The following is a 20,548-nucleotide window of genomic DNA, read 5'->3' on the forward strand; positions in this document are numbered from 1 at the left end:
GCGGCCGATCGCCGAGGCGCCGTTATAGGAGCCGTCGACGCCGACATATTTCTGGTCGCCGGTCTGGAAGTGGGCGCCATAGCGGGCGTAGCCGCTGAACTTGAGGCCGAACGGAATGGCCATATCCGGCGAGGCGGCGGTGGTCTGCGGGTTGGTGATCACGTCGACCTTTTTGTCGGCCGCGGCGTCGATTTTCGCCTGGCGGTCGGCCAGCGCTTTATCAACGGCTTTGGCGACGATGGCGTCGATCTGTTCCTGAGTAAATTCTTGCGCCATTACAGAGGTAAGCGGAAAAAACGCGGCGATAACCGCCATGGTTAATGGAAGTTTTTTTATCATTGTCATGAGTTTCTCAATATAGGTTAATTTTATTCAGACAATAACCAGCCTATTCTGAGCTGACAGAATATGTCGCTATCATCAGAACAAGTTATTTTTTATTTTGTACGGTCACAGAGGCATTACACAATTATCGCGACTCTTCCTCCTTCACTAATATTAAACAGGTGGCACAATAGCAGAACCATCCGCACAGCGAATTGTTCATCTATAGACAGTCAAACAGATAGCCTTGCGGCGCAGACAGCATAAATACAACACGAACCAATAAACGATATTTCCTGGCAGCGGGCAGATGGCGGAATATATGCCCCCGCAGGGGCATATCAGCCAAATTTAACCAAAGATATAGGTATTGACGAGATTTTCGAGTAATTCCTGACGCCCGCTGTGATGCTGCGGATTCAGATTATGCTGCTCAGCGTACCGGGCAATATTATCCAGCGACATGCGGCCGGCCATAATTTGTTGCCCCAGCTCGCCCTGCCAGCCGGCATAGCGTTTTGCCAGAGCCCGATCGAGCTTGCCATCCTCAATCATGCGCGCGGCCAGCTTGAGGGACAGCGCCATCACGTCCATGGCGCCAATATGGCCATAGAACATGTCGTATTTGTCGGTGCTTTGCCGGCGAACTTTGGCGTCAAAGTTCAGGCCGCCGGTGGTGAATCCCCCGGCTTTGAGGATCTCGTACATCACCAGAGTATTTTCTTCCACGCTGTTCGGGAACTGATCGGTATCCCAGCCGAGCTGCGCATCGCCGCGGTTGGCGTCAACGGAGCCGAAAATGCCCAGCGCGATGGCGCTGGCGATTTCATGATGGAAAGAGTGCCCCGCCAGGGTGGCGTGGTTGGCTTCAATGTTCACCTTGATCTCATTTTCCAGACCAAACTGCTTCAGGAAGCCATACACCGTCGCGACATCGTAATCGTATTGATGCTTGGTGGGCTCCTGCGGTTTCGGCTCGATAAGCAGCGTGCCGCCAAAGCCAATCTTATGCTTGTGCTCCACCACCATCTGCAGGAAGCGGCCAATCTGCTCGCGCTCCTGGCGCAGATCGGTATTCAACAGCGACTCGTAACCTTCGCGGCCGCCCCACAGCACATAGTTTTCGCCGCCGAGCTGGTGGGTGGCGTTCATGGCGGTCACCACTTGCGTGGCCGCCCAGGCAAACACCTCCGGATCGGGGTTGGTCGCCGCCCCGGCGCCGTAGCGCGGGTGGGTAAAGCAGTTGGCGGTGCCCCACAGCAGTTTCACGCCGGTTTGCTGCTGTTTCTCCGCCAGCACTTCGGTCATCACGGCGAAATTATGCAAATACTCTTTCAGCGACGCGCCTTCTGGCGAGACGTCGACATCGTGGAAGCAGTAATACGGCACGTTGAGCTTATAGAAAAATTCAAACGCCACGTCCGCTTTGCGTTTGGCCATTTCCAGCGCATCGCCCGCGGCCTGCCAGGGACGCTCAAACGAGCCGGCGCCAAACATATCCGCGCCATTCCAGCAGAAGTTATGCCAATAACAGGCGGCAAAACGCAGATGATCTGCCATGCGTTTTCCCAGCACGATTTCATCCGGATTATAGTGGCGAAACGCCAGCGGATTATCGGTTTTAGGTCCGGCAAAAAGAACGCGTTCGAGCTGGTCAAAATAAGTTTGCATGATGAACTCCGAAATTGAGGAAGCCGAAAATTAACAACTGTGACACATCGTGTATTCTCATCGTCGGTTGCTCAATTACGTTATTTCACTCAGCGATTGAGAAAATGCTCAAATGTGAGCCATCTCGCAAATAAAACTATTTTAAATATCTCGCTTCGCGCGCGTATAGCGTACACTTCCTGGGGAATTCAGTTGAACATAGCGAATTAAAATGCCGGTTTTGTCACATTGCATATCTGTCAGAAAATTAGCGGCGGATAACGATTCAACGCAGGTGATACAGGCCTTTGCTTCGAGGATCACAGAAGTAAAAAAACATAATTACTTAATTTAAAAACGTAATAGATTCTTCCAGGTCAACTGTGTCAGAAAGTGTTTCACCTACACAAAACAAACCGGAGTCTGCTTAGAATGAGTAAAAACATAATGCACAGTCGGCATGATGAATATCATAAATTAACCCGCGGAGAACGAATTGGTTATGGCATGGGCGACTTTGCGCAAAACCTGGTTTTCGGCACCATTGGGGGTTTTCTGGCTTTGCATATGCTGACGGTAAATACCATCAGCACGGCAACGGCAGGCTTTATTTTTCTTTTTGTCCGTATCATTAATGTGTTTTGGGATCCGATGGTCGGAACCTACGTGGATAAACGAACCTCGAAAGCAGGAAAATATCGTCCCTGGCTGTTACGAGCCGGCGTGCCGCTGGTGATCCTGTCGGCATTACTGTTCGCGCCCATCCCCGGAGTGAAAGGTTCGGTGGCTTTCGCCTTTATTATTTATCTGGCGCTGGACCTGGTTTATTCCTTAGTTAATATTCCCTATGGCTCGCTGAATGCCTCGCTGACCCGCGACCCGGAATCGATCGATAAGCTGACCAGTACCCGTATGATGCTGGCCAACAGCGCCAACCTGCTGGTCTATACCCTGTTCCCGATGTTTGTGCAGATGGCGGCGCCGAAAGATCGCAGCCTGAAAGACACCGGCTTTTTCGGCCTTGAGCTGAATCTGGGCAACTATACCGATCCGTCGGCGAACTACGCCTGGTTTGGCGTGTACGCCATCTATATGATCATCGGCGCGGTGGCCCTGTTTATCTGTTATAAATTCACCAAAGAACGCGTTGTCGCGACCGCCGAGCAGACCGCCAACGTCAAAACCACCGACCTTTTCCACGAGCTCAGACATAACCGCCCGCTGGTTATTCTCGGCATGTTCTTTATGCTGGCCTTTACCTTCATGTTCTTTATGAACACCGTTAACGGCTTCTTCAACCAGTACGTCGTCGGCCACTCCGAATGGATGGGCGCGGTGGGTCTCGTCGCGTCTATTCCCGGCATCGCCTTCCCGATTTTCTGGCCGAAACTGAAAAAAATCTTTGGTAAAAAAGGCTTCTTCCATCTGTTCCTCGCCATGTTCATCGTCGGCGAACTGCTGACCTACGTCTGGTCCCGCGAAGGGATGCACGACGCCCTGTGGCTGGCCTATATCGCCACCTTTATTAAACAGTGGGGCTTAACCTCCGCCACCGGCTTTATGTGGGCGCTGGTACCGGAAGTCATCGCGTATGGCGAATTAAAATCTGGCAAACGCAATGCCGCCATTATCAATGCCATTATGGGACTCTTCTTCAAGATCGGCTTCACCATCGGCGGCGCGATCCCGCTGTGGCTGCTGGCGGTGTATGGATTTAATGAAAGCGGCGCCGTGCAGAGCGCCAGCGCCATCGACGGGATCATTATGACCGCGGTGTGGATCCCGATTGCGCTGGCCGCTATTTCGATGGTGATCATGCAGGTTTATCCGATCTCCGATAAACATGTTACCGACATCAACCGTCAGCTGGATGAGATCCGCGTGTAGTTAAAAAAATTATAAATCAGACCGATTCGTCACTTTCCAATTTAAAAGGTGTAATGAAATGTCACTTATTCAAAACCCGATATTACGCGGCTTTAATGCCGACCCCAGTATTATTCGCGTCGAGGATACGTACTATATTGCCAACTCGACGTTTGAGTGGTTCCCGGGCGTGCGTTTACATGAGTCGAAAGATCTGAAAAACTGGAACCTGCTGCCTTCGCCGCTCTCCACCACCACCCTGCTGGACATGAAGGGCAACCCCTCCTCCGGCGGCATTTGGGCGCCGGCGCTCTCCTGGGCCGATGGGCAATTCTGGTTGGTGTATACCGATGTGAAGGTCACCGAAGGCGCCTTCAAAGACATGACCAACTATCTGACCACCGCAAAGGATATTCGGGGCCCGTGGAGCGACCCGATCAAGCTGAACGGCGTCGGGTTTGACGCCTCGCTGTTCCATGACGACGATGGCCGGAAATATATCGTCCAGCAAACCTGGGATCACCGGGAGTACCATCACCCCTTCGATGGCATTACCTTAACGGAGCTGGATACCAACACGCTGAAGTTAATGCCGGAAACCGCGCGCACCATTTACCGCGGCACCGCCGTGGCGCTGGTCGAGGGGCCGCACCTCTATAAACTGAACGGCTACTACTATCTGTTTGCCGCCCAGGGCGGCACCGTGTTTACCCACCAGGAGGTGGTGGCGCGGTCGAAAACCCTCGAGGCCGACAGCTTCGAAACCGAACCGGGTGACGTGTTCTTAACCAACGTCGATACCCCGGACAGCTACATCCAGAAACAGGGCCATGGCGCGCTGGTCTCCACTCCGGAAGGCGAATGGTATTACGCCTCGCTCTGCGCCCGGCCGTGGAATCGCCCGGGGGAATCCATCTACGACCCGCGCGGCTGGTCAACCCTCGGCCGGGAAACCTCGATCCAGAAAGTGTACTGGGACGATGAGGGCTGGCCGCGTATTGAAGGCGGTCACGGCGGGAAGACCTTCGTCGAAGGGCCGAAAGACGCAATCTTCACCGAAAGCGCCAGCGATAACAGCCAGCAGGATGACTTTACGTCGCCAGCGCTCGACCCGAACTGGAATACCCTGCGGGTGCCGTTTACGGCCAAAATGGGCACCACCGGCAACGGCAAATTAACCTTAATCGGTCAGGGTTCGTTAGCCAATACGCATGACCTGTCGCTGATTGCCCGCCGCTGGCAGGCCTTCTATTTTGACGCCGCGGTGAAGGTGAAATTCGAGCCCTTCAGCTATCAGCAGATGGCCGGGTTAACGAATTACTATAACGACCGCCACTGGAGCTTTGTCTTCCTGACCTGGAATGAAATTAACGGCAAGGTCATCGAAGTCGGCGAAAATAACCGCGGGAAATACACATCGTACCTGAAAGATAACGCCATCAAGGTGCCGGACGGCGTGGAATACGTCTGGTTCCGGACCAAAGTCCGCAAGCAGACCTACAGCTATGAATACAGCTTCGATGGCGTGACCTTCACCGAGATCCCGGTCCAGCTGGATGCCGCAGTGCTGTCCGATGACTATGTGTTGCAGAGCTATGGCGGGTTCTTTACCGGGGCGTTCGTCGGCCTGGCGGCGGTAGACTACGCCGGGTACGGCACCCAGGCTGAGTTTTATCAGTTCGAGTATCAGGAACTGGGCGATAGGTTAGCGGCCGATGGCAGCTACAGCTGGGAGGCTGGCGAGACGCGGGATAAGTAAGAGTGTGTGAGCCCACGCTACCGGTAAGGTAGCGTGGGGTTTGTGGTGTGCGGGAACGCAACGGTTATGCGCTCCCGATTTTTTCCAAGCTTGCGCCGCAGGAGGCGAACGCGATCTCCACTCCCACAGCAAGATCCGTTGTGATAGTTAAAAAGCGATCCACCTGGAATCGCCGCATCTGGTAGGTTGATCGGCAAGGATTTTGCGAGCATCATCGCATTTATTTAGCTGCCAATGTAACGCTATGCCCTCCAGTACGACCCTGCAACACGCGATCGAGAACATCACCATCTGGCGCAAAGGCGAACAGCGTGCGCCGCATAAGCCACTGTTGCTGCTGTACGTCCTCTCGCAGTACCAGCGCGGCCATGCGCGGATGTTCGACTACGCCTCAGAGATACGCGATGAGCTGCATAGCCTGCTGGAACGCTTTGGCCCGCAGCGCCGCCAGTACCGGCCGGACATGCCCTTCTGGCGCCTGAAAGGCGACGGCTTCTGGGAACTGCACAACAGCGAACAGTGCTCAACCCAGGGCAGCCGACAGCCGCCCGGCAAAGAGCTGGAGCTCTGTCACGTCGCCGGCGGCTTTGATGAGCCGCATTTTGCACTACTCAACAGAAATAAGAAGCTGATCAATACCCTCGCCCATCAGATCCTCGAGGCGCACTTCCCGGAGAGTATTCAGGAAGACCTGGCTGAAGAGATGGGGTTTGATCTGCTGCAGATCCGCAAAGAGCGCGATCCGCATTTTCGCCAGCAGGTGCTGCGCGCCTATAACTATGAGTGCGCGATCTGCGGCTTCAATATGCGTCATGATAATACCTCCGTCGCCCTGGAAGCGGCTCATATCAAATGGAAGCAGCACGGCGGCCCCTGCGAAATCCCTAACGGCCTGGCGCTCTGCGCGATTCACCATAAGGCCTTTGATAAAGGCTCCATTGGTCTGGATGAGGATATGCGCATCCAGGTTTCGCCAGCGGTGAACGGCGGGGGCATTGTTGGCAGGCTGTTCTGGGATTTTGATGGTAAGCCGATTACCTTGCCGCAGGGGAAAGAATGCTATCCGCAGGAAGGGTTTGTGGCATGGCACCGGCGGGAGGTGTTCAGGGGATGAGGGGGTATGGGGATGGTGATAAGCGGGTTTCGATGCTGCCTTCTCGCTCCTGAACATCAACAGATCCTTTCGTGTCTGCGCCACCATCGTCTTTAAGCCACATATACGGAGGAATTGGCATCTCATTTGCTACTTATCGTTGAAATTAACTGCAATGTCATAATGTAGAGTACAGTTGAAAGGAATATTAGTATTATCAGCAATATATAAAAGAAAGTGTCATACATCGTATCGGCGTTCACACTCCCGAACAAGAAGTGGCAAATATCCCTTGCGATATTATAATCGAGATAGATTTCCGGCCTTGGAAGTGCACGACCCAGAACCAAAAACAGCAATATGAAATAAATAATCTTACTGATTTTACGGGCAAACGTTGTTAGAGCCACTGGCAACACCTTATTGGCCGCATCCTTAATTTCTCCTCCCTTTTGAGAAAACCATTTCCCTTCATTGCGGTCAACATTCCAGTATTTTCTTAAGGGCAGCGGACCATCTTTCACGACTGCGCTGCATGCGGCTTTATCGCGATATACACCCCGCCCTGAATGCGCAATAAAAACACCGACGCCGTAAAATTAAAAAGGCGCATAATCGGCACCATTTAATATCAACTTTCCCTGTAGAGTCATGACATACCATCGTTCCTTAATGATTTGAGATATGGTAGCGGTTGGTTTAGAGAGGTCCAGAGTTAGGCTATGATTTTCAGATAATATTAATTTTATTAGGAGTTGGGATTAAAGCATTAGGTAGTATGCAGTGGCAGTGTTTGTGTAAGTATCCCGTATAATTGAGCCATTCATATTTAGAGATCATTAAGATCTGGCCGGATTATTGGATGATTCGCAGCGTCGCAGGCATGTGCGCTATCCGGAACGACTGATGGTTTAGCTGACTGAGCAGTTATGTCGTCCGTTGCCATAACCTGCAAAGATATCCTGTTATTTGCTCCAGTCACAGGTTGAAAAACAACGCCTGTTTTCGTGATTAGTGTTAGAATCATGGAACAGAATATCATAAATGTAGACCTTTACGCATGAGTTGAGGCTTTGTTTCTGGCGACACCACCCATGCTATACCTACCCACGTCATGGCTTAGAATTATGAGAAATCGGAGCAGATCCAGGCTATGCGGGAGACAACAAAGAATTATATTTTGTGAGTATAGTAACTCTTAATTGTTATCTCCGAAAGCTAACACATTAATAAGAAAAGAATATTACCTACGAATTGTTACCCATAACCCATTCTAAGTGAGTGGCTATATTTTTATTCCTATCTATGTTAATTTTCCCATCAACAAAATCGATTACAAAAAAATGTTCATTTTTCGGCTGAACAGTGTTGGAATAAAAAGAGAAGTATTCATTGTTATTTTCACATTGAAAATCTACAGCGATTGCTTTTACTCTCTTGTGGTTAACCAGCTCTGTGAACATTTTATTTAAATCCGGGCGTTTACTTTCTTTATCATCATTTTGTAGTTCCGTATCAAAGTATCGTATAAAACAATTTTCAATGATCCTCCCCTCTTTATCTACCTCAACCTCATCTATCTGAGAATTAGCAATACCAAAACTAACATTATAATCATCATTATGTGATATTACTACAGGATTAAATATGCTAAAGTAAACAAAAAAATCATTATCCTCGTTTGAAACATTATAAAGCATTCTTGATAAACCACGATGAATAAAATCTATAGGTCGTTTATGTGGGTGACGAGTATATCCAACATAATGTATCTCAGTACTTATTCCCAATTTTATATAGTTATCTTTAAGAAAATCATGGATAGAAATTACACTCACATGTTTACCATCATGTTCAACATATAAATATTTATCAGTCACTCTTATTTTTGGCATTATTTTCCTCTTGCCACTTGGCGTAACATCAAAAAAAGAATATTTTAACTTTAACTTTCTACACTCCTGTCCAATTAATAAAGTTAGGTTTAAGTCCTTCGTAAAATAAGAGTAACTTGGTTTTTTCTCAGTGGAAAACCTAACTTTTTTTTTTTGCACCTAAAAAATAGATAAATCTTTTTTCACAATGCTCATTCAAATAAGCCTCAACCGACCCAAGATAATTCTTTATGATTTTATTGGTGTCAATACTATCGGGTGGGTTTATAAGCATATCATACCAAATGCAATTAGTATTTATAAGTTCTACCCACCAAGACTTTTCCGATTCAAAATAAATTTTGTTGGAATTTATAAAGCCAAAATCGCCACGTCCCATAATACTACCTCATAAAATATTTACCGCAGTTTAACTAAAACTCTTTTGTATACCAAAGTTATTTCTCTTAGTTGACATGAGAAAATAACATTCTATAAAGAGCTTCTGACTTTAATGTCTAAGCATTGTATATCAAATATTAAAAAAAGTTCCAGCAGATAAGCTAAGAGTATGTAGAGCCTTTGCAAAAAATGATTGTTACTGATGCTGTAACCGTATTGGACTGTCCCCATCCCGGTAATCGATTCTGCCCTATAGTTTGAGCATAGGGGGAGCATATGGACATGACCCTGGCCCAAATTCAGTGCAGTGCTAAATCAGAGAGCTTCGTCTTTCCGGAGACTTCGGATGAATTCAGCCGGAGTCATGTCATTTAATGATGAATGCGTTCTCTCATGATTATATTCCCTGCGCCAGTTGTCGAGTTTGTCCTGCGCATCTTCCAGCGAGAGAAACCAGTGAATGTTCAGGCTTTCATCCCGCAGACTGTCGTTAAATGATTCAATTAACGAGTTATCCGTTGGTTTTCCGGGGCGGGAGAAGTCCATTGTGACCCCGTGCTCATACGCCCATTTATCCAGACTTTTCGAAATAAACTCGCTGCCGTTATCTGTCTGAATACGTACCGGCAGGCGCTTGCCCAGCACCCGTAACCTTTCCATCACACCGACCACATCCTCACCTTTCAGCGACTTCCCGGCATGGATCGCCACACACTCCCGACTAAAATTATCCACTACAGTCAGCGCCCGGAAACGTCGTCCGTTAAACAGGTTATCCGACACGAAATCCATACTCCAGCACTGATCGACACCGGTCAGGACCGGACGCTGCTGACGATGTGCTGCACTGACATGCCTGCGGGGGCGCTTTTTGCGCAGGTTGAGGCCTTCCAGACAGTAAATCCGGTGTGTTTTCTTGTGGTTAACAGGCCAGCCTTCCCGCCGCAGCTGAATATGAATACGCGGACAACCGTAGCGGATCCGGGTTTCCGCTATTTCCCGGATACGCAGGGTTATCGCCCGATCATCCCACCGGATCTGCCAGTGGTAAACGGTTCTGCTCTGCATCAGCAGTCCGCATCCCCGTCGGACACTGATACGGTAAGCCTCCCGCAGAAAATGCACCGCCTGTCGCTTCTGAGCCGGCCTCAGAACTTTTTTTGATAACTTCCTGCAGCATCTCCTTGTCCAGACTTAAATCGGCCACCAGACGTTTCAGACGCTAATTCTCTTCCTCAAGCTGGCGCAGGCGGCGCAGCTCTGTCACGCAAATGCCGCCAAACTTTTTCTTCCAGTGGTAAAATGTGGCTTCAGAAATGCCCATCTTTCTGCAGACTTCCTCCACCCGAGTGCCGGTTTCGGCCTGTTTCAGCGCAAATGCTATCTGTTCTTCGGTATAGCGGGTCTTTTCCATGGCGATGTGCCTCTCTGTGAGATGGAAGAAAGACCGGAGACTTCAGTTTAGCCTGGCAATGTTTTCAGGGAGGAGATCAAAATCAGAGGAGATCACTGGCACAACATCTGCGCTTTCAGCAACGCCTGAATGACATTAACGATATGCAGGAGTGATATTAATGGCACTTAAATGTCCCGAATGCGGTACGACGGCACACGCCAGAACCTCCGCCTATGAAGCACGATCGGTTAAACGCTCATGGTATCAGTGCCAGAACCTGGAATGTTCCTGCACATTTACCGCACTCGAAAGTGTGGATACGATAATTATGAAGCCCCGGCGCAATGAAAATGTACCAGTCGAACCGGAGCAACCTGAAAAGCAGCAGAGAACGCTCAATCGCTATGGCTCCGCGTCAAAGCTGTCAGGCCGTCAGCAAATCCCTGTCTGATTAGCAAAAAACGCCCACGTAATCCCGGTCCAGTACCGGGATTTTTTACGCCTTTTCCCTGGCTGGCCTGAGAGCGCGTGAGTGCATGTCTATGGCGCATGAAAACGCATGAGTGTCATGCGCCATTTTTGACGCGAAAGCCCTTGTGCGGCAGCTTCTGAGACGATTTACGGGGTGCATGAAAACCAGTCTGTTAAGCGAAGCGGGCAGGCGGGCGGGGCTGCGCGCGCTGAGATACAAAAGATAACCAATTATCAATGAGGTCATACTCAATAATTTGGCTATCAGCCAGTCACATGCTTAATGCTACAACTTGATAGCTCAATTTTTATCACGCATACTGCTGGCATTATCCGTAATCAGATAACTCCTAAAGAACTGATTAGAACGGCTTCAAATCACAACTTTAGACTGAGAGGTTGAACAAGGAATGAAATCTGAAGACACTAATTCGTTACATAAAATATACAATCCAGTTTATGGACTTGATAATATCGTATTACTTGCACAAGAGTGTCAGTCTACAGATCCAGTAAAAGTTAATCTTCTTTGCTTAGGATTCAAAGAAGACTTACCCAAAGACAAAGAGCTTGCTGAAACTTTATTTTTAGAGTTAGTTCATTATTGCATTCCCCATCCAGTTATAGCGAAAAGAAAAGCCTTAAGTCAAACTGAAGGCAAAGATGAGGCAAGGCTTTATAGTGAACTTGCAAGAGAAGCACGTAGTCTTTTTATGAAATATAAATTAGAAAGTACGTTAACTATAAAAAAAGGTGAAACTCAGGAGAAGTTTGAACAACGAGTAAGGAATGCTAATTTACGCTATGGTGAAGTGGGTGAATTAATATCATAGTGTATAGCAATCCATTTTTTAAAAGCAGCGCAATTAGTCTCAAAAATGGCTCTCAAAACATCATCTGAAATGCCTGTTTTTGGACTGGATGGAATACATGCAACCGTAGATGACGAGGGAACATTAACGGTTTTTTATCTAGAATCTAAAATGACAAGAGAGTTCACTAGTGGCTCTGAACAATTTTCTAAATCAGTAAGTGGTTTTGAAAGCGATAGAAAGAGCCGTAGAAATGAATATAGAATACTACAAGATTTGAGCAACTTAGAGTCCCTAGAGGGAGAGGAGCGAAAGAAAGCAGTACAATACTTTGATCCTTATTCAAGTGAATCATCAAATGTCAGAGAGCGCTTCGTTGGAATTATTGCCTACAATGAAGAAGGTTATAAAAATAAAATAGCAATTGACGATGAATCCCCACTTTCCATCCATTTAGATCACTTTAAGAAAAGTTATATCGGTAGTTATAAAGATAAAGTAAAAATTATAACAGAAGACCTATCAAAAGCGGGAGCGACCCCGCAAAAATGTAGGGCGTACATCTTTGCATTGCCTGACGTTGATACTTTTAAATTGGATTTTGCAAAGGAGTTATCAGGTGAACACTTTAGCTAATGAAGTCATCAACCAAATAAAAAGTCGTTTAGAATTTAAAAATGATCTTGTTTTTTTATTTGCATACTCTTTTTTGCAGAAGCATACACAAACTTCTTTCTCTGCACTTCAAGGCAAAATAGAAAGTGACAGTGTCGTTATATACAAAAGATTAATTGAGTCTGCATACTTATTTTCCCAATCCGAGTCAGACGAGGATAAAAACTTAGCTCAAAGCATTGCATATCATCTAAATATAATTACAAGTGATAACTATTTAAAACAATTATCTGAAAATTTATTAAGGGCACTTGGTAACCTCCCAGGAGCAAGTTATTTAAAAGAAAAAAATGGATTTATACCAGAAACCTTTTATGCTTATTTAAAAAGATCTTTCATTGAAAATGAAAATAAAGTAAAAATAGCCAACAAAGAGATAATATTAACGAACTTTCAAAAGAAAGTATGGGAATCATTACATTCAAATGTTCCACAAGCTATATCTGCTCCAACCTCAGCTGGTAAATCGTTTTTAGTCGTAGAGATGCTTGCCAATAGGATAATTAGTGGGGAATTAAACTCTGCTATTTATATAGCACCTACTCGAGCCTTAGTAAATGAGATAACACAAAAATTTATTAACAAGACTTTACCATATCAAAATGAAGTTAGAGTAACATCCATACCTACAATTAACGGTGAATATTATAAACAGATATTTGTCTTAACACAGGAAAGGCTACAGGTCCTTCTTGATAATTTTAAAAACAAAATAGACATAGTAGTTATTGATGAGGCCCAATCAATTTCTGACGAAATTAGGGGGATGATATTACAGGATTGCCTAGACAAAATAAGCATACAAAACCCAGATGCAAAATATGTTTTTCTTGCGCCTGGTGCCGAAGGCTTCAATGATTTAGCTGATATTATTGGTATTGATACAATCCACGTAGAAAAAACCAATTTATCTCCAGTGGTCCAAAACAAAATAATTATTAAAGTAGACCCTGCGAAAGAAAATAACTTACAACTATCATTATTAGATAACTCAAACATATTATCTATAGGTGAATTAACTTCAACAAGAGGATTTGCTAATGAAAATACTAGATTAGCTGCTGTAGCTTTAGAATTAGGAAAAGATGAGGGCTCTCTTGTTTATGGAACCGGAGCTGCTAATGCAGAAGACGTTGCCAAGCAAATATCATCTGGGTTGCCTCTTCTAGAAAATGATAGCGATTTGAAAGAACTTTCAAATTTTATAAAAAAACATGTCCATAAGGATTACTCTCTTGCAAATCTGGTATTAAGAGGGGTGGGGTATCATTATGGTAAAATGCCTAGCTTATTAAGAGAAACATTAGAAAAAAACTTTACAAATAACAATCTTAAGTTTTTAGTGTGTACTACAACTCTATTCCAAGGGGTTAATCTTCCAGCAAAAAATGTTTTTATTGATACACCTACTCGAGGGAACAGAGGGGAAGCATTAGATCCAGCATCGCTTTGGAATTTCGCAGGACGGGCTGGTAGACTAGGTTATGCATTCTCGGGGAATGTTTATCTTATTGATTATGATGATTGGGAAACAAAACCTTTAGATTCTAAAATAGATTTCAAAATTACATCATCTTTTAAGAAAGTAATCAATGAAGATTTTGACACAGTAATATCCCGTTTAGATAAAAACAATCATTTAGGAGTAAGCCAATATAGTAATGTTGATGCAGCGGCGGGTCTTTTAATTTCCAGAGCAGCAAAAGGCGATTTACACAATTTTCTTGAGAGATCTTTTCGAACGATTCCTGATAAATCTAAGCTTGAAATTATTGAAGATGCTACATATAGCTCACTAGAATCTCTTAATATCCCCCATAATATATTGACGTTAAACTGGACTGTCGATCCATTTGGGCAGGAAAGATTATACAATAGATTTATTCAGAAGATAAAAGATAATAAGATTGACGAACTTATACCACGACATCCTTCAGGCAATGTTTACACTAATTACGTTGGTGTTTTTAGCAGAATAAATAAATACATTCTCAATCATAATACATCTAAGTTTTCTAACTACCTCACAGCCATGGCATTAAATTGGATGAGAGGGAAATCCCTTCCAGAGATCATATCTCTTTCGATAGCAAAGAAAAAAGAAAAAAATTCTACCCGACCAGTGAATGTAGACCGAGCTGTACGAGAGGTTTTTGATTTCGTTGAGGATAACCTGCGATTCAAATACGTTCAACTTGGTAAGGCATATATTGATTTATTGCGACAAGCTTTAATTGAAAATAATCAAGCTGAAAAAGCGGAAGAAATATATGACTTCCCTTTATCACTTGAATTAGGTGTTTCCTCAATAGCTGGACAAGTTTTTATTGAGCTAGGGCTATCAAGAATATCAGCATCCTATCTCGAAAATATAATCCCAAACTCTAATCCTACAATAAGCACGGCAAAAGAGTGGCTAAGAAACAATGATTATGATTCATTAAACTTGCCACTTACCATTTATTCAGAATTAGAAGACAAAGGATTGTTATAATATCATTAGACATGAAAGGGCTGTATTCTTCAGCCCTTTCTTAAAAAAATTAATTGCGATTGTTCATTTTGGCGAAATCATATGGTGTTATGTAAATGATTTTTATCTCATCAAGATAGTCAGCCCACCACTGGACCATCAACCGGCGCTCATCCAAATGTTCAGAAGTATGAATATATGCTGCACGTACATTGTTACGTTCCGAGTGGCTTAGCTGGCGCTCTATCGCATCATCGCTCCATAAACCTGACTCTCCCAACGCACCACGCGCCATCGTCCTAAACCCATGTCCGCAGACCTCTGTTTTAGTGTCATAGCCCATCGCACGTAATGCGCTATTTACCGTGTTTTCACTCATAACCTTGGTTGGGTCATGATCCCCCGGAAAAAGCAGCTCTTTATCACCACTAATCTGCTTGAGCTGCTCTAACAAAGCCATCGCCTGCAGACTAAGCGGAACGATATGCTCCTCTTTCATCTTCATGCCACGGTATGAGTACCGCACGCCTTTAATTTCTTCTCTTTTTGCAGGTACACGCCAGAGAGACTTATCGAAGTCGAACTCATCCCAACGCGCGAAACGTAATTCACTGGAACGTACAAAAGTTAGTAAGGAAAGCTCAACCGCGATCCGTGTCATTATACGGCCACGATATGCAGCAAGACGTGCAAGAAACTCAGGGAATCGACTTGAGGGTAAAGCGGGGTAATGTCGCGCTTTGGTTGTCGATAGCGCACCGGCCATATCACTGGCCGGATTAGAGTCGATGTAATCGTTCTGAACGGCATAACGCATTACAGCCGTGACACGTTGTTGAAGACGCTGCGCAACGTCATGCTTACCACTGGCATCAACTTTTTTAATCGGTGCTAACAGGTGGCTGGTTTTAAGCTGCCGAATGTCGGACGAACCGATATGAGGGAAGATATAAAGCTCAAGATAGCGCAGAACGCGTGATCGATGGTCTTCACTCCAGCGCTTGTTACTGGCATGCCATTCACGAGCAATGGTTTCGAAAGTGTATGCCCCCGAATTCTCAGCCTGAGCTTCTTTCTGTTCGGCTTTTGGGTCAATGCCCTGTACTAAGAGCTTTTTAGCCTCGTCACGCTTTGCTCTTGCCTGAGCAAGCGTCACCGTAGGCCAAACACCAAAGGCAAGGCGATCCTCTTTTTTGTCAGAGGGGCGTCTGTATTTCATGCGCCAGTATTTAGAACCCTTGGCCGAAACCTCAAGATACAAACCGCCGCCATCGGCCATTTTGTAGGTTTTGTCTTTTGGCTTTGCGGTCTCGACCTGTCTGGCGTTGAGCTTCATCTGGGGGCACATTTTTTATCGAAGTTAAGATGCCCCCAATTATGCCCCCAATGACATCCGGATTTCAACGGACTACCTCGGACAACTCAGGACGTAAAATCGCTGCAAACGTTGATTTTAAAGGGTTTGATGGAATTTCTCGGATGGTCTGGGAAGTACTAATGGTGCGAAGGCCGCACCGCAATTCACGCCATAACCAATTGAAATTCATTGGTTTATAAAAACAAGAAACCACATTGTATACTCACATGTATACTCAACGCGATTCCCTGAGAATATATCTAGCTAAAAACTACTCTTCATCTTCTTCCACAGGCTCCAGCGCGTCAAGTACGACTCGTACCATGGCAATAGAACCAATACGGATAAAAGCATCTTCTCCATCTTCGTCGGTTAACATATAACGATCTGTGGTTTCAGGCTCGCAGTCCAGTTTGTCAAAGAACGCATTCAACTGACAGATATCATCCGCCTCTTCGTTTTGCGGCGCATCAGGCTCAACACTCAGCGGAATCACAGGGCCACCGTTCACCAAGGTGATATGGACATTAAAATAATCGTCTTCGTAATCATCATCTTCTTCAGCAACGATTGGCGGTAGACCATCAGACAAGAACTGGTGAAATACCACTTCACGCATATTTAACGCATAACGATACTGATCCGAGTCAAAGACAAAGAACCGCTCTACATTCGGGCTAGCTGTTTCCTGAAAATAATAATAAAACCTCCGCTTATCAGCAGCTGAAATGGGCAACAATAAATAATCCTGCTGCCCCTGTAGCCAGAGTTTTACGATCCAGAGACCGCTATCCATTTCAATACCGCTTGTAGCTATCGCCTCAAGATCATCATCGGTTTTACGGCGCTTCTTGTGAAAGTCGTTAATCAACCGATCGCTTTCCGGGAATACGATGTTTAAAGGCTTATCCAAAGCATTGCATATTGCCTGTGCAGTGCCCAGCTTTGCTGCGACCTTTCCGGTTTCGATGCGTTGGATTTGCTGTTGGCTGGTGCCGACCATATACGCCAGTTCGCGCTGCGTAATCGACAGTTGAGTACGAAGCTGTTTGATGTTGTTCTGTAACATGGCATCACTCTTCTCATGAGGTTGATGGCTGACATCAAAACACAAAAACGCGTAAATACACACAAACGTGTTTTCAGATAGGAATTTGTCATAAGTGTGGAAGATTTAAAAGGCCATCACCCAAAAGAGAAGACCTTTTACACTCACTTAGCAGCCAGCATCCCCGGATAGTGTCGGGCGATGATGTCATTCAGTTTATCGACCAGTCCTTGTCGCTTAAAGGTGATATGTGCCGTTCCCTTCTGAAAATATTTGATGGCAAACATCTCGTCCTCGTAACGATTGCTGTGCCTGTTCTCATGGATATGATCGCCGAGTCGACGAGTGACGTCGGCACGGTTGTCGGGAACTGGTTTCCCGTCCAGAAGCATCAGCATACGTTCAAGATCCGCTAACCGGTCACGTTGCCAGCCCCAGTTAAGCCCAAATCCCCAACGGTCGAATTTGACCAGTCCCGTCACAATGATTTTCGCGCCAAACTTACAGGGGCTGTTCGTCCGATAGTCCCAGCTTAAGCCTTTGAACACATTTATCACTCCGCGCTCAAACACCTCCCCCTTGTTCAGATGCAGTTGCTCAAAGGTGCTCATAATATTCTCTTCGCTGACAGCCGGAATGTCGTCCTTTTCCAGGCTGTTGTACCACTGCTCACGGGCTACAGCATCCATCAGACTGAGCATCCCTGACTTCTTCATGAGGTCTCGCCATATACCGCGATCGAGATTGCGGGTAATAGCTTTCATCGCCACTTCTGGTTTTTCCATCAACCAGCAGCCGCAACGGAAGTTCTGCTTCATCGCCCAGTCCAGCGCGGTTTTTCCGCCGATACTGTGGGTCAGCGTTGAAATATCGTCAAGCTGCTGTATCAACGTTTCAATCTGCGCCAGCGCGGCATTACGTCCGGTGACGGTGCGTTCAATGCTGGTGGAACAAATCACCTCGGTGTGACCGGTTAATACTTCGGGTTCGGTGACAGTAAGTTCTGACATTGTTTATTTCCTTTATATAAAGCAAAGCGCCAGCCGATGAGGACTGGCGCTTGTATGTACGTGATGAGTAGGGTGCGAAGGCTAATCTGTACCGGCCTGTTGCAGAAGCTGAAGATGACGAAGATCGCGAACATCCCTGAGCACCTGTTCAATCCATGGCAACAGCGCCGCTGAATCGGTATTGTCTTCGTCGTTATCGAAGATGATGTTGCTGTCGCAACAGATGTTTTCCTGCAGCCAGTCGATCAGAATACTGAGGGCGGTTTCAGTGGTTAATGGTGGCATGAAAATACCTTGTGATTACCGGGGATGCATCACTAGTCAAAGGTGGTAAAGCCGGGCAGCACTTAACCTGAAGCATCAAAGTGGATGATGTCAGCGGAATAGCGACGCATAAGCGTCACCACTAACCGGCGACAGGCCTTTGATAACCCCATTCGCTTCAGCTCCAGGACCGGGTATAAGCGGGCGTTCAGCCTGAGCAGATAGCCGTAGCCGGTGTACAATATCCCGTCGCTGTTGCTGCCGTCATGTCGCTGAAGAGAGGTCTGGTCCAGAATAGTGTTATCCTGACGGGTAATATGCGCGGTACTGCACTGGATGCCGTTAATGCGCGTGACAGGCGGCAGTGGATCTTCAACAACCAGCTTCCCGGGCTCGTCAGCAACGCGAAGTGAATAACCGTTGTCACAGACCACATCAATCAGCGCAGCCAGTTCGATACCGTCGATATCGACGGCGATCCGGCCCATGTTGAGGGCCAGTATGTTGAGGGTATCGGCCTCCACTGTGAGGGACAGCTTCATGGCTGCACCTCACGGTATTTACCGGTGGTGATGTCGGTCACCGTTCTGTAGTCGTTGCGGGTCATCAGCCCGGTGGCTTTGCGGGCGCGGAGAATATCGATACTGCTGATAAGCGGCGACTGTGTTTCTGCGCTGAAACCGGGACGGTCGGTGCGCACCAGATCGTACTTTTCCACGATAACATTCACGGCATCGCACAGTGAGATACCCGCGTCGATATGCTCCTGAATCACGCAATCGTGACCAAATGGCGTGTCGTTAAGCGTCAGACCGTAGTGACGATCCAGCAGGTGACTCAGAAGCTGCTGCCAGATATCCACCGGTGACGGGCGTGGCGAAGCCTCCTGCCTGGAGGATAGCGGTTGGGTTTGCATAGTGGGATCTCTTTGTTGATGGGTTAAAATAAGGGAAAGTCGTGCGAAGGTTTACGCGGTTGCTGCAGGCGTTGGATAAATCGCAATATAAATGTAGCCATGCGAGCCGAGTGAATCGGCTTCGCAGGTCAACCCTTTTGCGTAGAGCGTAACGCCGTGCTGATGGTGAGGATTGAGTTCACCGGAAACCAGCATCAATTCCAGCTGTTTGAGTAGTACCGGAAAGGCTTGGTCAAGATGGCGTAAATCCGCCTCGCTGAACTGACCGGTGATGCTGGCGCGGTCGGCGAGATAGTGCACCTGGTTGCCCTCCTGCACCAGTCGTGCGCCAAAGCACGGTGTGACGGTGGGCTTAAGGCCCCACCAGGGTTCAGCGATATCGTGGTTTACTGCCGGTATTTCATTCGACAATTTAGCTTTCCTTAAATTAACGTTAATTGAGCGTGACGCTGCGCAGGACGACATATGGACCGTTGCGGTTCTGACGGCGCTCTGCAAAGACCGCGAGCACACCGCTGATATCCTGGACTTCCCGCCCGGCATAGTGACAGATGCTGCCGGACCATTTGCATTTGCCGGTACAGAAGCGAAACAGCCGGGACTGCGGATACTGGCGGTATATCGCCATCGTCTGACGTTTACTGATAATATTCATCGGGTTATTTCCCTGTTGTGCTATAGCCAGCCACGCTCTGCAAACGAGGTGATTTCCATACCACCCACCACCAGGTGATCCAGCAGACGGATATCCACCAGTTCCAGCGCCTGCTGGATACGCGTAGTGACCTGACGATCGGCCTGGCTGGGCTCCGCCTTCCCGGAGGGATGGTTATGTGCCAGCACGGCAGCAGCAGCGTTATACCTGAGACCGGATTTCACCACTTCGCGGGGATGGACCTGCGTATGGTTGATGGTGCCGGTGAAGAGGGTTTCATGGGCTATCAGGCGATGCTGGTTATCAAGAAAGAGGACGGTAAACTCTTCCCGCTCCAGTGACGCAAGCTGCAGACGCAGCCAGTCGCGGACGGCATTGCTGGAGGTAAATGGCGCGCCGGGTTCACGTAGCTGGCGTTCCAGCAGGGTTAAGGCTACCCGGATGGTCTGCTGGTCAGTGGGGGCTAACTCGCGGGCAAACAGCGGGAGTTGTTGTTCCATAGC

The 20,548-nt window shown here is 47.1% G+C and carries 20 protein-coding genes and 4 pseudogenes; 7 read left to right on the top strand and 17 right to left on the bottom strand.

Translation table 11 applies throughout. The features are described from left to right. A pseudogene (locus ACLH1I_RS18130) lies at positions 1-345 on the bottom strand (carbohydrate porin); the annotation flags it as partial. A gap of 330 nt (positions 346-675) precedes the next feature. Beyond that, a complete protein-coding gene (xylA, locus tag ACLH1I_RS18135) occupies positions 676-1,995 on the bottom strand; it encodes a xylose isomerase (protein WP_017900971.1) in 1,320 nt (439 codons plus the stop codon). A gap of 426 nt (positions 1,996-2,421) precedes the next feature. On the opposite strand from xylA, the gene ACLH1I_RS18140 reads away from it, so the two are divergent. From ACLH1I_RS18140 to ACLH1I_RS18150, 3 genes are all read left to right on the top strand, one after another. Then, positions 2,422-3,861 carry an MFS transporter gene (locus tag ACLH1I_RS18140; RefSeq protein WP_072206957.1) on the top strand — a complete coding sequence of 480 codons (1,440 nt, stop codon included), beginning with the start codon at positions 2,422-2,424 and terminating at the stop codon, positions 3,859-3,861. Between the two features lie 58 nt (positions 3,862-3,919). After that, complete coding sequence (locus ACLH1I_RS18145; RefSeq protein ID WP_053810821.1) at positions 3,920-5,599, top strand: glycoside hydrolase family 43 protein; 1,680 nt, start codon at positions 3,920-3,922, stop codon at positions 5,597-5,599. Between the two features lie 244 nt (positions 5,600-5,843). Then, positions 5,844-6,713: a phosphorothioated DNA-binding restriction endonuclease gene (locus ACLH1I_RS18150; RefSeq protein WP_023317468.1), complete on the top strand. Its 870-nt coding sequence runs from the start codon at positions 5,844-5,846 to the stop codon at positions 6,711-6,713. Between the two features lie 28 nt (positions 6,714-6,741). Here the strand turns inward: ACLH1I_RS18150 and ACLH1I_RS18155 are convergent. The 6 genes and pseudogenes from ACLH1I_RS18155 to ACLH1I_RS18180 form a co-directional block, all read right to left on the bottom strand. Next, positions 6,742-6,834, bottom strand: a pseudogene (locus tag ACLH1I_RS18155) (type VI secretion system tube protein Hcp); the annotation flags it as partial. 1 nt (position 6,835) lies between these two features. Beyond that, the gene (locus ACLH1I_RS18160; protein ID WP_053810950.1) at positions 6,836-7,102 is read right to left on the bottom strand and encodes a hypothetical protein; all 267 of its coding nucleotides are present in this window, start codon (positions 7,100-7,102) and stop codon (positions 6,836-6,838) included. Positions 7,103-7,162: 60 nt separating this feature from the next. Next, positions 7,163-7,270: pseudogene (locus tag ACLH1I_RS18165) on the bottom strand (tlde1 domain-containing protein); the annotation flags it as partial. A 669-nt stretch (positions 7,271-7,939) separates the two neighbouring features. After that, complete coding sequence (locus ACLH1I_RS18170) at positions 7,940-8,587, bottom strand: hypothetical protein (protein WP_411302875.1); 648 nt, start codon at positions 8,585-8,587, stop codon at positions 7,940-7,942. Between the two features lie 139 nt (positions 8,588-8,726). Next, entirely contained in the window at positions 8,727-8,966 is a 240-nt protein-coding gene (locus ACLH1I_RS18175; protein WP_411302876.1) for a hypothetical protein, read from the bottom strand. Positions 8,967-9,283: 317 nt separating this feature from the next. Then, positions 9,284-10,382 (bottom strand): annotated as a pseudogene (locus ACLH1I_RS18180) (IS3 family transposase). Positions 10,383-10,542: 160 nt separating this feature from the next. Here ACLH1I_RS18180 and ACLH1I_RS18185 point away from each other — a divergent pair. The 4 genes from ACLH1I_RS18185 (at position 10,543) to ACLH1I_RS18200 (ending at position 14,816) form a co-directional block, all read left to right on the top strand. Beyond that, the gene (locus tag ACLH1I_RS18185) at positions 10,543-10,815 is read left to right on the top strand and encodes an ogr/Delta-like zinc finger family protein (RefSeq protein ID WP_151629324.1); all 273 of its coding nucleotides are present in this window, start codon (positions 10,543-10,545) and stop codon (positions 10,813-10,815) included. Between the two features lie 430 nt (positions 10,816-11,245). Continuing rightward, positions 11,246-11,668 (top strand): hypothetical protein, encoded by a 423-nt coding sequence (locus tag ACLH1I_RS18190; protein WP_406946351.1) that lies wholly within the window; start codon positions 11,246-11,248, stop codon positions 11,666-11,668. Positions 11,669-11,713: 45 nt separating this feature from the next. Then, positions 11,714-12,283 carry a DUF1837 domain-containing protein gene (locus tag ACLH1I_RS18195; protein ID WP_406946350.1) on the top strand — a complete coding sequence of 190 codons (570 nt, stop codon included), beginning with the start codon at positions 11,714-11,716 and terminating at the stop codon, positions 12,281-12,283. Then, entirely contained in the window at positions 12,267-14,816 is a 2,550-nt protein-coding gene (locus ACLH1I_RS18200; protein WP_411302877.1) for a DEAD/DEAH box helicase, read from the top strand. The genes ACLH1I_RS18195 and ACLH1I_RS18200 overlap by 17 nt, the downstream gene beginning before the upstream one ends. A 49-nt stretch (positions 14,817-14,865) precedes the next feature. On the opposite strand, the gene ACLH1I_RS18205 is transcribed toward ACLH1I_RS18200, so the two are convergent. The 9 genes from ACLH1I_RS18205 to radC form a co-directional block, all read right to left on the bottom strand. Beyond that, complete coding sequence (locus ACLH1I_RS18205) at positions 14,866-16,131, bottom strand: tyrosine-type recombinase/integrase (RefSeq protein ID WP_117058229.1); 1,266 nt, start codon at positions 16,129-16,131, stop codon at positions 14,866-14,868. A 292-nt stretch (positions 16,132-16,423) separates the two neighbouring features. Next, positions 16,424-17,221 carry a helix-turn-helix transcriptional regulator gene (locus ACLH1I_RS18210; RefSeq protein ID WP_058836876.1) on the bottom strand — a complete coding sequence of 266 codons (798 nt, stop codon included), beginning with the start codon at positions 17,219-17,221 and terminating at the stop codon, positions 16,424-16,426. A 143-nt stretch (positions 17,222-17,364) separates the two neighbouring features. After that, positions 17,365-18,210, bottom strand: a complete 846-nt coding sequence (locus ACLH1I_RS18215; protein ID WP_058836877.1) for a DUF4942 domain-containing protein — start codon at positions 18,208-18,210, stop codon at positions 17,365-17,367. Between the two features lie 81 nt (positions 18,211-18,291). Beyond that, the gene (locus tag ACLH1I_RS18220) at positions 18,292-18,495 is read right to left on the bottom strand and encodes a DUF957 domain-containing protein (protein ID WP_058836878.1); all 204 of its coding nucleotides are present in this window, start codon (positions 18,493-18,495) and stop codon (positions 18,292-18,294) included. A gap of 62 nt (positions 18,496-18,557) precedes the next feature. Next, positions 18,558-19,016, bottom strand: coding sequence for a DUF5983 family protein (locus ACLH1I_RS18225; RefSeq protein WP_058836879.1), 459 nt, complete (start codon positions 19,014-19,016; stop codon positions 18,558-18,560). Beyond that, a complete protein-coding gene (locus tag ACLH1I_RS18230) occupies positions 19,013-19,390 on the bottom strand; it encodes a TA system toxin CbtA family protein (protein WP_119676835.1) in 378 nt (125 codons plus the stop codon). Before ACLH1I_RS18230 ends, ACLH1I_RS18225 begins: the two co-directional genes overlap by 4 nt. 51 nt (positions 19,391-19,441) lie before the next feature. Beyond that, positions 19,442-19,801 carry a type IV toxin-antitoxin system YeeU family antitoxin gene (locus tag ACLH1I_RS18235; RefSeq protein WP_040246534.1) on the bottom strand — a complete coding sequence of 120 codons (360 nt, stop codon included), beginning with the start codon at positions 19,799-19,801 and terminating at the stop codon, positions 19,442-19,444. A 22-nt stretch (positions 19,802-19,823) separates the two neighbouring features. Then, positions 19,824-20,045, bottom strand: a complete 222-nt coding sequence (locus tag ACLH1I_RS18240) for a DUF987 family protein (protein WP_058836881.1) — start codon at positions 20,043-20,045, stop codon at positions 19,824-19,826. 20 nt (positions 20,046-20,065) lie between these two features. Continuing rightward, positions 20,066-20,545 (bottom strand): RadC family protein, encoded by a 480-nt coding sequence (gene radC / locus ACLH1I_RS18245; protein ID WP_058836882.1) that lies wholly within the window; start codon positions 20,543-20,545, stop codon positions 20,066-20,068. Between the last annotated feature and the right edge of the window lie 3 nt (positions 20,546-20,548).

It is taken from the genome of Klebsiella sp. 1SOBk10mer (assembly GCF_046602535.1).
Lineage (GTDB): Bacteria > Pseudomonadota > Gammaproteobacteria > Enterobacterales > Enterobacteriaceae > Klebsiella > Klebsiella quasipneumoniae.

What these genes read in the sequence shown, in the direction of transcription:
- xylA (WP_017900971.1), bottom strand. Translation starts at nt 1,995, where the DNA reads ATGCAAACTTATTTTGACCAGCTCGAACGCGTTCTTTTTGCCGGACCT.
- ACLH1I_RS18140 (WP_072206957.1), top strand. Translation starts at nt 2,422, where the DNA reads ATGCACAGTCGGCATGATGAATATCATAAATTAACCCGCGGAGAACGA.
- ACLH1I_RS18145 (WP_053810821.1), top strand. Translation starts at nt 3,920, where the DNA reads ATGTCACTTATTCAAAACCCGATATTACGCGGCTTTAATGCCGACCCC.
- ACLH1I_RS18150 (WP_023317468.1), top strand. Translation starts at nt 5,844, where the DNA reads ATGCCCTCCAGTACGACCCTGCAACACGCGATCGAGAACATCACCATC.
- ACLH1I_RS18170 (WP_411302875.1), bottom strand. Translation starts at nt 8,587, where the DNA reads ATGCCAAAAATAAGAGTGACTGATAAATATTTATATGTTGAACATGAT.
- ACLH1I_RS18175 (WP_411302876.1), bottom strand. Translation starts at nt 8,966, where the DNA reads ATGGGACGTGGCGATTTTGGCTTTATAAATTCCAACAAAATTTATTTT.
- ACLH1I_RS18185 (WP_151629324.1), top strand. Translation starts at nt 10,543, where the DNA reads ATGGCACTTAAATGTCCCGAATGCGGTACGACGGCACACGCCAGAACC.
- ACLH1I_RS18190 (WP_406946351.1), top strand. Translation starts at nt 11,246, where the DNA reads ATGAAATCTGAAGACACTAATTCGTTACATAAAATATACAATCCAGTT.
- ACLH1I_RS18195 (WP_406946350.1), top strand. Translation starts at nt 11,714, where the DNA reads ATGGCTCTCAAAACATCATCTGAAATGCCTGTTTTTGGACTGGATGGA.
- ACLH1I_RS18205 (WP_117058229.1), bottom strand. Translation starts at nt 16,131, where the DNA reads ATGAAGCTCAACGCCAGACAGGTCGAGACCGCAAAGCCAAAAGACAAA.
- ACLH1I_RS18210 (WP_058836876.1), bottom strand. Translation starts at nt 17,221, where the DNA reads ATGTTACAGAACAACATCAAACAGCTTCGTACTCAACTGTCGATTACG.
- ACLH1I_RS18215 (WP_058836877.1), bottom strand. Translation starts at nt 18,210, where the DNA reads ATGTCAGAACTTACTGTCACCGAACCCGAAGTATTAACCGGTCACACC.
- ACLH1I_RS18220 (WP_058836878.1), bottom strand. Translation starts at nt 18,495, where the DNA reads ATGCCACCATTAACCACTGAAACCGCCCTCAGTATTCTGATCGACTGG.
- ACLH1I_RS18225 (WP_058836879.1), bottom strand. Translation starts at nt 19,016, where the DNA reads ATGAAGCTGTCCCTCACAGTGGAGGCCGATACCCTCAACATACTGGCC.
- ACLH1I_RS18230 (WP_119676835.1), bottom strand. Translation starts at nt 19,390, where the DNA reads ATGCAAACCCAACCGCTATCCTCCAGGCAGGAGGCTTCGCCACGCCCG.
- ACLH1I_RS18240 (WP_058836881.1), bottom strand. Translation starts at nt 20,045, where the DNA reads ATGAATATTATCAGTAAACGTCAGACGATGGCGATATACCGCCAGTAT.
- radC (WP_058836882.1), bottom strand. Translation starts at nt 20,545, where the DNA reads ATGGAACAACAACTCCCGCTGTTTGCCCGCGAGTTAGCCCCCACTGAC.